Raw genomic sequence first — 11879 nt, forward strand, 5'->3', positions numbered from 1 at the left:
GTTACCTCACTTCTTCTCCATCACGCATTGCAGCGGATGCTGATTCTGTCGGGCGAAATCCATGACCTGAGACACTTTGGTCTCGGCCACCTCGAATGTATAGACCCCGCACTCGCCCACTCCATGATTGTGAACATGCAGCATGATGCGTGTGGCGGCCTCGCGGTCCTTCTGGAAAAAGCGTTCCAGGACGTGAACCACGAACTCCATGGGAGTGTAGTCGTCGTTAAGGATGAGGACCCTGTAAAGGCTGGGCTTCTTGGTCTTGGTTTTGGTGCGCGTGATAACGGCAGTGCCGCGACCGGGATCGTTGCGGTCGCCGTCATTTTGCATTCGCACCACGGGTGCCGTGGCAGTGGAGCCAATCGTCACTTAGTTCTGCCTCTTCGAATCCTCATGCGAGTTCAACATGTAGGTGCTCGATGAACGATTTTAAGCCCTTCTGTTTAGCTGACAATATGGCTAGGTGGGCAAACCTCAGCGAATTTCTCAATCGTGAATGCCGCAACGCGCATAGGGTTGCGGCCGGGCATGAAAAAACCCGGCCGCGCTCGCGCGACCGGGTCCTTTCGATTGGCCGGCTGGCCGTATCGGGTGTGATCGGGCGAAATTACTTCGCCTTGGCGACCACCGATTCGAACGGCTTGTAGGCTTCCTTGGCGAGCTCGGCATAGAGATTGCCGATCTTGCTGGCCTCGGCCACGAAGCTCTCATAGCTTTGCTTGGCGTAATCGGTCTGGATCTCGATGGCCTTCTCGATCGACTTGGCCGCGAACAGCTTCTCGAAGGCGGCGTTGCCGGCCTCGAAGCTCTTCTTGCTGTATTCGCCGGCCTCGGTGGCGATCGCCTGCGCGCCCTTGGTGAGCGAGGCAAAGCTCTTCAGCCCGGTGTCGGCAAACTCCTTGCCGTATTTCGCGAAGTCCTCATACGTCTGGGTCATTTCATATTTCCCTTTGGTTGAAACGCCCTTTTTGGCCCCGGGCGCCCTTGTGCAATGCACCTCAATATATTGTGCGATGCACAAAAGTCAAGAATCCCTTGGCATGCAGGGGCTCCAGCGCCGGCGGCCGGTAAATTTCGATTAAAGAAAAGCTCGATTTGCCGAAAAATGGTGAACGCGGCGGTTACCATAAACGGATTGGTAACGCTGAGCGCGATAGCTTGGCCGGAAGCGAGGCAGGCACTCCCATAGCCGCCTCCGGGGCAACGAAAATTCAGGGTAAGTAACGGTGCGTCAGGCGTTGTCGGGCTTCGTCTCCAAATCTTCATTCTCCTTCAAGGCAATCGCCATCGCCGCGCTTGCGGTGACGATTGTCGCCGCCGATGTCGCGTCGGCTCTTGCCGCAAAGTCCGCGGCGATAGTCGTCGATGCCAAGACCGGCAAGGTGCTCTATTCGGCCGACGCCAACGGCCGGCGCTATCCGGCCTCGCTGACCAAGATGATGACGCTCTACCTCACCTTCGAGGCGCTGGCGAAGGGCAGGATCGGCAAGAACACACCGGTACAGTACTCGGCACATGCCGCGGCCCAGCCGCCGACCAAGCTTGGCGTGCGCCCCGGTGGCTCGGTTCCGGTCGAGACCGCGATCCTGTCCATGGTGACGAAGTCGGCCAATGACTCGGCCACCGCGCTTGGCGAGCTGCTCGGCGGCAGCGAAGACAATTTCGCCCGCATGATGACGGCAAAGGCGCGCCAGCTCGGCATGAACGGCACCGTCTTCCGCAACGCCAACGGCCTGCCCGACCCTGGCCAGTTCACCACGGCTCACGACATGGCGATGCTGGGCATAGCGCTGCGCGAGCATTACCCGCAATATTACGGCTATTTCTCGCAGCGCTCCTTCCTGTATGGCCGCCAGCGCATCAACGGCCACAACCGCCTGCTTGGCCGCATCAAGGGCGTCGACGGCATCAAGACCGGCTATACCCGCGCCTCGGGCTACAACCTCGTCTCCTCCGTCGCCGACGGCGACCGCCGCCTGGTCGCGGTGGTGATGGGCGGCGCTTCCGGCCGCAGCCGCGACAACCAGATGGCCGCGCTGATCACCACCTACATGCCGCGCACCTCGACGCGAGGCGGCGGCGATCTCATCGCCAAGGGCAACGACAATCCGATCAAGACGTTGGCCAAGGTCTTCTTGCCCAAGCAGGACGCGCCGACACCGGATGCCAAGCCGGCAACGGATGACGCCGTCGTTGCCTCGGCCGATGACGTTGAGGACGACACCCAGCAGGTCGCCGAAGCGACCAAGCCCTTGATCAAGGCCAGGAAGGTGAAGACCATTGCCGTGGCCGCCATGGCGCCGGCTCCCAAATCCGAGGAGACCTCGCCCCAGGTCGTCACCGCCTATGCCGAGCCAGCGCCCGCCGCGCCGGCGATCGACCCGGTCAAGACATCGTCGGTGCCGTCCGGCTGGGTGGTACAGGTCGCTTCCTCGCCGACGAAATCGGGAGCCCAGACCCTGCTTGACCAGACTGCCAAGCAGGCGCCGAAGGTGCTGGCGGATGCCTCTGGCTTCACCGTCGCCTTCGACAAGGACGGCATCACCTACTACCGCGCCCGCTTCGGCGGCTTCGGCTCGAAGGACGCCGCCTGGAAGGCGTGCGATGCCCTGAAGCGCAAGAAAATCTCGTGTTACGCCGTCGAGCAATAGGCGGTTCTTGAAATCTCCCGGAAGGTACCTGCGTCGAAGGAGACTAATCGTGATTGGAGAGCAAGACGTCCTTGGCTTCATTGATCCGCGCCGCCAGGACAGACGTGCCGCCGACATCGGCGTTCAGGCGCTGCATCAGGCGGCGGTGCGCCTCGCGGATATCCGCCGCGGCAGCCCCCGCTTCAAGACCAAGGACCTTGTAGGCCTCCTCCTTAGTCATGGCGCCCGTACCTGGCGCAACACTCAGCCCTTCGCCACCGTGCGGCTGCGCGTCCTTGCGCCAGACGGGAAAACGGCCGTCAAGATACGTCTCTAAAAGCTGGCGGCTCTCCGGATCGGGACTGAGCTCGCCATAAAGCCGGCGCAGGTCCGTCAGCCCCATGGCACCCAGCATCTTGCCCTCATAACGTCCGGCCAGGACAAGACCCTCGAGCCTGCCGCTATCGTGATCGAGGTCCATTTCGAGCGCGGCGGTGCGCACCGTCGAGTGTTTGGATGCGGCGGCGCGCGCCGGGGGCCGCCTCGTGCGTATCCAGCCGACCCAGGCCAGCGCCGCGAGCAAGAGCAGCCCGCCGATAAGGCTGCGGCCGAAGATCAGCATCGGCGCGCCAACCAGGCCCAGCAAGGTCGGTCCAAGCGACCTGAGGCTATCCGCCATCCTTGCCGGATCCGCGCGCACAAAAAGCACCGCGGCGCCCAAAAGCACCACAAGCACCGCTGCCAAAGTGAGGATCACGCCCATCGATTTGCGCCGCCATACGGATGACTGAGCATAAGAAATAGGATGGGACCAAGGTCCGGCGCTTGCAAGTCCCACATCGCACAAGCCGAAGGGCCAGCACCGCGGGCGAGGCGCGAAGCCGCGCTACAAGAGGCCGAGTTCGGCGAGTTCCAGCCTGAGTTTCGGCGGCATTTCGGCCAGTGCTGCCTTGCCCTTGCCGAGATCGGCCGGCGCATCGGCAGGCTTCAGATAGCGCCAGCCCTGGAAGGCGCGGCGCGGCTGCCACTCGGTGCGCACCACATTCGGATCGAGCATAAGATGACAGCGGCCGATGCCCTCGCCGTCGGTGAAGGGCCGTATCTCGGTGATCAGCTGCCGGCACTGGACGCTGCCCTTGATCACCCAATAGAGCGAGCCGCCATCGGTGATCTCGCCGCCGCGCGTCGGCACCATGCGGGTGGTGTGCCAGTGCTCGGCCGGCTCGCCGGCGCGACGCCGCTCGTCGAGGCGGAACTCGATCCACTCTTCGAGATCCTCGACGCTGTCGCAGCCGACGCACAGTTTTAGGAGATTGAGAGACATGCCCCAAGATTTAGCCACTCGCCTTGACGCGTCAACGCCTTGAGCGACTTCTCCACAGGGCCAGCGGGATAACGCCATAAAACCTGCAGGAAATGTGGGGTAGCATGAATACTGCACGACTTCAGACCATCACCGCCGGAGTGGCCAGTTTCTCTGGACAAAAGAGGGCTGTGCCGGTCACCATAGGCAACCTGGGCTATTGGCGGAGCATACACCTTGGCACGCGGTCGAGAACAAAACGGTCCGAACAGGCGCGACGTGGTTTTGGCGGCTACGCTGATGCTGTCGGCCATCGTCACGCGGGCGCAGGGCGCGCCATCTGCCTCCAATGGAAAATCCCAGACGTCGGCAACCAAACCAGACATCGAGGCACGCATTCAGCGTGTCCTTAGCGGGCTTCGACCGCCCATTGGATTTGACGGTCAGCCGCACGCCTTGCTTGCCGAAAGGATGCGCGCGCTGCACGTTCCCGGTGTCAGCATCGCTGTCATCCATAACGGCGCGGTGGAATGGGCGCGAGGCTTCGGTGTGGCAAAGAAGGGCGGCCGCCCGATTGGGCCGGACACGCTCTTTCAGGCCGCATCGATCAGCAAGCCGGTCACGGCGATGGCGGTGCTGGCTTTGGCCCAAGCGGGAAGACTTGACCTCGATGCGGACGTCAATTCCTACTTGAAGAGTTGGAAAGTACCGGCGAATTCGTACACCGATAAGGCGAAAGTCACCCTTCGGGAACTGCTCAGCCACTCCGCGGGAACGACCGTGAATGGTTTTGCAGGATATCAGGCAGGGGCGGCGATCCCGTCCCTCATCGAGGTGTTGAACGGCTCTTCGCCGGCGAACAACCGTCCAATTGTCGTCGATGAGCCGCCGGGCGAACGTTTTCGGTATTCCGGCGGTGGCTATACGATCGTGCAGCAGTTGCTGATCGACGTGACCGGTAGACCGTTTGAGGATTTGCTCGACGAGATGGTGCTCCGCCCGCTTGGGATGGCCCGGAGCAGTTATCGCCAACCGCTGCCTGCCAGCGACCTTCTCCACGCTGCCATGCCGCACATCGCAAATGGCGACCCGGTCTCCGGTGGTCCACACACTTATCCCGAACTGGCCGCGGCGGGATTGTGGACGACACCGACCGATCTGGCTCGCTTCGATCTCGCCCTGCTCGATGCGTGGGCAGGCCGGTCAATGCCAGTGCTTTCCCAACCGGCGGCGATTCAAATGCTCACTTCCGGGCTTGACGCCTACGGGCTGGGCCTGATCGTCCGTGGTTCCTCGCCACATCGTCGTTTTAGCCATGATGGCGTGAATGCCGGTTTCATCAATTCGATGATTTCCTATGAAACAGGCGACGGCGCCGTCGTGATGACGAACGGCGACCAGGGCGACATCCTGGTTGCGGAGATCATGCAAAGCATCGCCGCCGAGTACCAATGGCCGGACTAGGCCCGCAAAGAGCGGAAACTGGTCGCGGTCGATCCAAAGCTGGTGGAGCGATTGGTCGGAACTTATCGACTTAGCCCAACCATGGTCCTTCATATTTCAAATGAAGGTGGGAATTTGTTTTCGCAGGCGACAGGACAAGCGAAATTCGAGCTGTTCCCACAAAGCGAACGCTACTTCTTCACGACCGCGTTCGATTCGGTCCTTACCTTCGAGACCGACGGCTCAGCCATTGCTCAGCGGTTGACCATCTACCAGGACGGCCAGGATCACACTGCTAATCGCATCCCGTAATCGCGGACCTCAGCACTCGACCACATTGACCGCCAAGCCGCCGAGGCTGGTTTCCTTGTATTTCTCGTTCATGTCGAGGCCGGTCTGGCGCATGGTCTCGATCGCGGCGTCGAGCGGCACGAAATGGGTGCCGTCGCCCTTGATGGCAAGCGAGGCGGCCGTCACCGCCTTCACCGCGCCCAGCGCATTGCGCTCGATGCAAGGCACCTGGACCAAGCCGCCAACCGGGTCGCAAGTCATGCCGAGATGATGCTCGAGCGCGATCTCGGCGGCGTTCTCCACCTGCTCGGGCGTGCCGCCCATGACGGCGCACAGGCCGGCGGCGGCCATGGCCGAAGCGGAACCCACCTCGCCCTGGCAGCCGACCTCGGCGCCCGAGATCGAGGCGTTCGATTTGATGATGCCGCCAACAGCGGCGGCCGTCAGCAGGAAGTCACGGATGCTTGGCTGGTCTGCCTCGGGATGGAAATGCAGCCAGTAGCGCAGCACGGCCGGCAAGGTACCGGCAGCCCCATTGGTTGGCGCCGTCACGACGCGACCGCCGGCGGCGTTCTCCTCGTTGACCGCCATGGCGTAGATCGACAGCCAGTCATTGGCGAGCAAGGGATTGGGCCGGTTCTGCTGCCACTGTTCCTGCAGCTTGTCGTGCAGTTGTCGCGCGCGGCGGCGCACCTTCAGCCCACCTGGCATGATGCCGTCCTGCGACAGCCCGCGATCGATACAGCCTTTCATCGCGCCCCAGATCGCGTCCAAGCCCGCATCGAGCTCCTCGCGCGACATGTGCTTCTCCTCGTTGGCGCGCTTCATCTCGGCGATCGAAAGCCCGCTCTTTGCCGCCATCGCCAGCATCTCGACGGCATTCTTGAACGGGTACGGCACCTTCTTGCCTTCGGTCGTCACCGACCCCTTCGTCTTCATGCGCTGCAGCTCTTCCTCGGAAACCACGAAGCCGCCACCGATCGAATAATAGATGCGCTTGAGCAGCAGCCGGTCGGATGCGTCATAGGCATAGAAGGCCATGCCATTGGCGTGGCCGGTCAGCGGCGTCTTGCGGTCGAGCACAAGGTCCTTGGCCGGGTCGAAACGATAGGCCGGATGCCCGGGGGGCGAAATGCGCTTCTCCGCGCCGATGCGGGCGACGATGCCATCCGCCTCGTCCGGATCCACCGTCTGCGGCGTCTGGCCGGCCAGGCCGAGGATGACGGCGCGGTCCGAGCCGTGGCCGATGCCGGTGTAGGCGAGCGAGCCATGCAGGCTGGCGCCGATGCGATCGACCTTCACGCCTGCCGGGCGAGGCCAGTCGCCGGCCAGGATCTCGTCGAGGAACCGGCGCGCGGCCGTCATCGGCCCCATCGTGTGCGAGCTCGATGGGCCGATGCCGATCTTGAACAGGTCGAAAACCGAAAGGAACACGGGGCCGTTGTCTCCTGAGGGTCGCTCAAACTTATATATAGGAATTCCCGGGATGTTTCCGCTGTTTTGCATGTCGCGGCTCGGCGGCTGCCGACCTTGTTTGCTCCGTCAGCGACATCGCCCCGTCGACAGCTTTGGCGCCCGTCGAAGCACAGGCTCGGCCTGTGTTACAAGAACGCATGGGCGACTCACTCCACCTGTCAGCGGCAGATCTGGCGGCTTTGACCTTCTTCCTGGTCGTCTGGGTGCTGCATACGCTCGCCTCCGACGGCAAGCTGATCAGCCGCGTCTCCCTGACGACCGCGATGAACGCCCAGCGCGAGGCCTGGATGCGCAATATGGCCGAGCGTGAAATCCGCATCGTCGACACCGCGATCATGAGCGGCCTGCAACAAGGCACCGCCTTCTTTGCTTCCTCTTCCCTGATCGCGCTGGGCGGCTGTTTTGCCCTGCTTGGCGCTTCTGACCGCGTGCTGCAGGTTCTGGCCGACTTGCCGTTCGGCACGGCTTCGTCGCGCGAAGCCTTCCAGACCAAGGTGTTCGGCCTGGTGCTGATCCTGGCCTTCGCCTTCTTCAAATTCGGTTGGGCCTACCGGCTGTTCAATTACTGCTCGATCCTGATCGGCGCGGTGCCGACCCCGCATGGCCCGGCTTCCCGCAACCCGGTCAGCGAAACGGCGGTCTGGCGGGCGACGCGGATGAACGTGCTCGCCGGCAAGCACTTCAACTCCGGCCTGCGCGCCGTCTTCTTCTCGATCGGCTATCTCGGCTGGTTCGTCGATCCGATGGTGTTCGTGGTGTCGACGCTGGTGCTTCTGGCGGTGCTGGTGCGCCGCCAGTTCTTCTCAGCGGCGCGGCAGGCGGTGCTCGGTCAGCCGCCCGGCCCGGGGAAGAACTGATCGATCTTGCCGGATAGCTTGTAGGCGAAAAGCCCGATCCATTCGCGGACCGCAATTGTGGTCGCCTGCACCGAATCGATGGGGTTGTCGCGGTAGAAGCCGATGCCTTCCTTGCCCGAGGTGCGATAGTCGACCGGCCACGGGATGGTCGCAAAACCGGCCATGTCGAACAGCGCCTTGGCGCGCGGCATATGGAAAGCCGAGGTGACCAGCAGCCAGCTCTCGCCCGGCTTCGGCTCGACAAGTTTTCGCGAGAACACCGCATTCTCGTAGGTGTTGCGCGATTTGTCCTCGAGGATCAGCCGATCGGCCGAAACGCCCAAAGCACCGAGCAGTCGGGGTGCGGTATCGGCGTCGCCCTCGCCGTCGAGGAAAAGCGAGCCGTTGCCGCCGGACACGACTATTTTTGCCTGCGGGAAGCGTCTCGCGAGAATCGCCGTCTCGACCATGCGGTCGCCGCCGCTGTTCAACTCATAGCCGCCGCGCGCGAGATTGATGGCGCCCTCGAAGCCGCCGCCAAGCACGACGATGCCATCCACCTTTTCGGGCAGTGACGGCTTGGGAAAGCGTTCTTCGAGCGGGTTCAGCATCATCGCGCCAAGCGACGTCCAGGCCGAAAGAACCAGGATTGCTAAGCCGAGCACGCTGCCGGTCGCCGCCAGCCGCCGGCGTCCGAACAATGCCGCCAGCAGGCCTGCGAACAGCAGGAAGATGGCCAGGTTGATCGGCTGGCCGAAGAACCAGAAGATTTTCGAAAGATGGTAGAACATCCCTCACCTCGTTACAGCGCCGGGCATCTTTTGGACGAGCAAAGGACGCTGCAACGCTTTAATTTTGGCTCATGACCCCGAATATCGGAGCCGATTTTCGGGGTGATGAGCGAGATGAGGACGAGGCTACCACCACTTTTCCGGCTGGAACCTGCCCGCGGCCTGTTCGATGACATGCGCGGTCTGGAACAGCGTTTCCTCGTCGAACGGGCGGCCGATCAGCTGCAGGCCGAGCGGCAGGCCCTTGCCGTCGAGGCCAGCCGGCACGGAAATGCCGGGAAGGCCGGCCATGTTCACCGTCACGGTGAAGATGTCGTTGAGGTACATCTTGACCGGATCGGAGGCCATGTCCTCGTCGGCGATGCCGAAGGCGGCCGATGGGGTTGCAGGCGTCAGGATGACGTCGACGCCGGCGGCAAAGACGTTCTCGAAGTCGCGCTTGATCAGCGTGCGCACCTTCTGCGCCTGCAGATAGTAGGCATCGTAATAGCCAGCCGACAGCACATAGGTGCCGATCATGATGCGGCGCTTGACCTCGCGGCCGAAACCGGCGGCGCGCGTCTTCTCATACATGTCGATGATGTCCTTGCCGGGCACGCGCAAACCGTAGCGAACGCCGTCATAGCGGGCGAGGTTCGACGAAGCCTCGGCAGGGGCCACGATATAGTAGGCCGGCAAAGCATATCTGGTGTGCGGCAGGGAGATGTCGACGATCTCGGCGCCGGCGTCCTTCAGCCAGGCAATGCCCTGCTGCCAGAGCGCCTCGATGTCTTCCGGCATGCCGTCGACGCGATACTCCTTCGGAATGCCGACCTTCATGCCCTTGATCGGCTTGCCGATCGCCGCCTCATAGTCCGGCACCGGGCGGTCGACCGAAGTCGTGTCCTTCGGGTCGACGGAGGCCATCGACTTCAACAGGATCGCGGCGTCGCGCACGTCGCGCGCGATCGGCCCGGCCTGGTCGAGCGAGGAAGCGAAGGCGACGATTCCCCAGCGCGAGCAGCGCCCGTAAGTCGGCTTGATGCCGACCGTGCCGGTCAGGGCGGCGGGCTGGCGGATCGAGCCGCCGGTGTCGGTGGCGGTTGCGCCGGCGCACAGGAAGGCGGCCACGGACGAAGCCGACCCGCCGGACGAGCCACCCGGCACCAGCTGGGCGTTGTCCAAAGTCCGCGCCGTCCTCGTGCCACCGGCGGAGACAAAGCCGCCATCGCCCTGGTGCGTCGTAGGCATCACCACCGTGTCGAGACGCGAACGCCGCCACGGATTGATGACCGGGCCGTAATAGGAGGTTTCGTTGGATGAGCCCATGGCGAACTCGTCCATGTTGAGCTTGCCGAGCATGACGGCGCCGTCGGCCCATAGATTGGTGGTCACGGTCGATTCATAGCGCGGCTTGAAGCCGTCCAGCACATGGCTGCAGGCCTGGGTGTGGATGCCTTCGGTGGCGAACAGGTCCTTGATGCCGAGCGGAATGCCCTCGAGCGCGCCGCCCTCGCCCTTGGCGAGCTTGGCATCGGACGCCTTGGCCATGTCGCGCGCCTTGTCGGCGGTGACCGTCACATAGGCATTGAGCACGGGATTGGCGCGATCGATCGCCGCAAGGTAGGCCTCGGTGATCTCGGCCGCGGAGATCTCCTTGCCACGCAGCTTGGTGCGGGCCTCGGAAATGGTGAGATGTGTGAGATCGCTCATCAGGCAAGGCTCTTTTCGTAAAACACCGACCACTCGGAGTCGGGATAATCCAGCACCGGTCCGCAACGCGAAAATCCGGCGCGCTCATACACGGTCCAGGCAGCGGGATGCCGATCGCCGGTTTCGAGAACCAGACGCGTCAACCCTTCCTGGCGGGCCAGCGCCTCGACCCGTCCGACGATCTCTGCGCCGATCTTTTGGCCGCGATGCGAGGCGCGCGTATACATGCGCTTGACCTCGCCGACAGCATCGTCATGGCGCTTCAGCGCGCCGCAACCGACGGCCAAGCCATTGTCGCGGGCGATGAACACGGTGGTATCCTTGCCGGCCATCTGCTCGACGGTCAGGTGGTAACAATGCTCGGGCGGCGTCAATTCGAGCAGCGCAGCGTTGAGTTCGGCGACCAGCGCGCGCACGTCGTCCTGCAAAGGCGTCTCGACGGCGATCTCGACAGCCACGGGCTACTCCACCACCTTCGGAACCAGGAAGAAATTCTCGTCCGTTGCCGGCGCGTTGGCGACGATGTCTGCGGCCTTGTTGCCGTCGGTGACTGCATCCTGGCGCTTCTTCATCTCCATCGGCGTGACCGAGGTCATCGGCTCGACGCCCGAGACGTCGACCTCGTTCAATTGCTCGACGAAGCCAAGGATGGCGTTCAATTCGCCGGTCATGCGCTCGGCATCCTCCTCGCTCACCGCGATACGGGCAAGGCGCGCGACGCGCTTCACGGTCTGAAGATCAACGGACATGTTCTTTTCGCCTCGGGAAAACCAGTGCGGGCTATAGCGGCGCGGCGCTTGCCGCGCAACATGGATGATGCCGGAGTGGCCGCTTGCGGTGCCCCCAGCGTTTACTGAGGCAACACCCCGCCGTCGCAGTGATAGTAACTGCCGCTGTCGCCGGCCTGCTCGCTTTCACCGTCGACCGGCCGGACTGAGACGAGATCAATTCCGGCCGCCGGCCCGGGGATCGCGGCCACCAGCATCGAAACGCAAAGAGTCCGTCCCAAGATCATGGTTTTGTTCCAGATTCCTGGCGGAATGACCTAGGCTGTAGTGACAATTTAATCATTTGAGCCAGAGCATGATCGCAGCGAGCTTGACGAAGCCGAGGAAGTTGGCAGCGATCTTGTCGTAGCGCGTTGCGATGCGCCGCCACTGCTTGAGCTCGCGAAGAACGCCTCGATGCCCCAGCGGTTTTTGTAGGCGATCTTGTCGTAGCTGTGCTGGTATTTGCGATGGCGCCGCGGCGGGATGACCGGTTCACCGCCTTGGTCGAGGATCACATGGCAGGTGCCATGTCATTTTGCTGACCGGGGCCGATCTCGAAGCGGACCGGCAGGCCAAGTGCATCTACGACGGCATGGAGCTTGGTGCCGAACCCACCGCGCGAGCGGCCGAGAGCCTGGGCTTCA

14 protein-coding genes and 1 pseudogene are annotated in these 11879 nt (G+C 63.0%); 4 read left to right on the forward strand and 11 right to left on the reverse strand.

Annotated elements, in window-relative coordinates; genetic code table 11:
• Positions 1 to 6: 6 nt before the first annotated feature.
• Together clpS and RFM98_RS26980 are read right to left on the reverse strand one after the other, a co-directional pair.
• Positions 7 to 333, reverse strand: a complete 327-nt coding sequence (gene clpS, locus RFM98_RS26975; protein ID WP_165350036.1) for an ATP-dependent Clp protease adapter ClpS — start codon at positions 331 to 333, stop codon at positions 7 to 9.
• Between the two features lie 277 nt (positions 334 to 610).
• Complete coding sequence (locus tag RFM98_RS26980) at positions 611 to 940, reverse strand: phasin family protein (RefSeq protein ID WP_320311650.1); 330 nt, start codon at positions 938 to 940, stop codon at positions 611 to 613.
• Between the two features lie 289 nt (positions 941 to 1229).
• Between RFM98_RS26980 and RFM98_RS26985 the strand changes: the two genes are divergently transcribed.
• Entirely contained in the window at positions 1230 to 2654 is a 1425-nt protein-coding gene (locus RFM98_RS26985; protein ID WP_320311651.1) for an SPOR domain-containing protein, read from the forward strand.
• 43 nt (positions 2655 to 2697) lie between these two features.
• On the opposite strand, the gene RFM98_RS26990 is transcribed toward RFM98_RS26985, so the two are convergent.
• Both RFM98_RS26990 and RFM98_RS26995 read right to left on the reverse strand, forming a co-directional pair.
• Positions 2698 to 3396, reverse strand: coding sequence for a J domain-containing protein (locus RFM98_RS26990; RefSeq protein WP_320311652.1), 699 nt, complete (start codon positions 3394 to 3396; stop codon positions 2698 to 2700).
• Between the two features lie 123 nt (positions 3397 to 3519).
• A complete protein-coding gene (locus RFM98_RS26995) occupies positions 3520 to 3957 on the reverse strand; it encodes a DUF1489 family protein (RefSeq protein WP_320311653.1) in 438 nt (145 codons plus the stop codon).
• Between the two features lie 279 nt (positions 3958 to 4236).
• On the opposite strand from RFM98_RS26995, the gene RFM98_RS27000 reads away from it, so the two are divergent.
• The gene (locus RFM98_RS27000; protein WP_320311654.1) at positions 4237 to 5400 is read left to right on the forward strand and encodes a serine hydrolase domain-containing protein; all 1164 of its coding nucleotides are present in this window, start codon (positions 4237 to 4239) and stop codon (positions 5398 to 5400) included.
• Between the two features lie 18 nt (positions 5401 to 5418).
• On the forward strand, positions 5419 to 5691 hold the full coding sequence (locus RFM98_RS27005) for a DUF3471 domain-containing protein (protein WP_320311664.1): 273 nt from the start codon (positions 5419 to 5421) through the stop codon (positions 5689 to 5691).
• Positions 5692 to 5700: 9 nt separating this feature from the next.
• Here RFM98_RS27005 and RFM98_RS27010 read toward each other — a convergent pair whose 3' ends face one another.
• Entirely contained in the window at positions 5701 to 7104 is a 1404-nt protein-coding gene (locus tag RFM98_RS27010) for an L-serine ammonia-lyase (protein ID WP_320215844.1), read from the reverse strand.
• A 179-nt stretch (positions 7105 to 7283) separates the two neighbouring features.
• Between RFM98_RS27010 and RFM98_RS27015 the strand changes: the two genes are divergently transcribed.
• Positions 7284 to 8003, forward strand: a complete 720-nt coding sequence (locus RFM98_RS27015) for a DUF599 domain-containing protein (RefSeq protein WP_320311655.1) — start codon at positions 7284 to 7286, stop codon at positions 8001 to 8003.
• On the opposite strand, the gene RFM98_RS27020 is transcribed toward RFM98_RS27015, so the two are convergent.
• From RFM98_RS27020 to RFM98_RS27045, 6 genes and pseudogenes are all read right to left on the reverse strand, one after another.
• The gene (locus RFM98_RS27020; RefSeq protein WP_320311656.1) at positions 7976 to 8773 is read right to left on the reverse strand and encodes a YdcF family protein; all 798 of its coding nucleotides are present in this window, start codon (positions 8771 to 8773) and stop codon (positions 7976 to 7978) included. The two genes, RFM98_RS27015 and RFM98_RS27020, sit on opposite strands and share 28 nt — an antisense overlap.
• 126 nt (positions 8774 to 8899) lie before the next feature.
• Positions 8900 to 10465, reverse strand: a complete 1566-nt coding sequence (locus tag RFM98_RS27025) for an amidase (protein WP_320311657.1) — start codon at positions 10463 to 10465, stop codon at positions 8900 to 8902.
• Positions 10465 to 10923 carry a GNAT family N-acetyltransferase gene (locus tag RFM98_RS27030; RefSeq protein WP_320215839.1) on the reverse strand — a complete coding sequence of 153 codons (459 nt, stop codon included), beginning with the start codon at positions 10921 to 10923 and terminating at the stop codon, positions 10465 to 10467. Before RFM98_RS27030 ends, RFM98_RS27025 begins: the two co-directional genes overlap by 1 nt.
• Positions 10924 to 10926: 3 nt before the next feature.
• A complete protein-coding gene (gatC, locus tag RFM98_RS27035; protein ID WP_320311658.1) occupies positions 10927 to 11214 on the reverse strand; it encodes an Asp-tRNA(Asn)/Glu-tRNA(Gln) amidotransferase subunit GatC in 288 nt (95 codons plus the stop codon).
• Between the two features lie 101 nt (positions 11215 to 11315).
• Entirely contained in the window at positions 11316 to 11480 is a 165-nt protein-coding gene (locus tag RFM98_RS27040) for a hypothetical protein (RefSeq protein WP_320311659.1), read from the reverse strand.
• Positions 11481 to 11532: 52 nt separating this feature from the next.
• Positions 11533 to 11879, reverse strand: a pseudogene (locus RFM98_RS27045) (transposase); the annotation flags it as partial.

The sequence above is a fragment of the Mesorhizobium australafricanum genome, assembly GCF_033977265.1.
Classification (GTDB): Bacteria; Pseudomonadota; Alphaproteobacteria; order Rhizobiales; family Rhizobiaceae; genus Mesorhizobium; species Mesorhizobium australafricanum.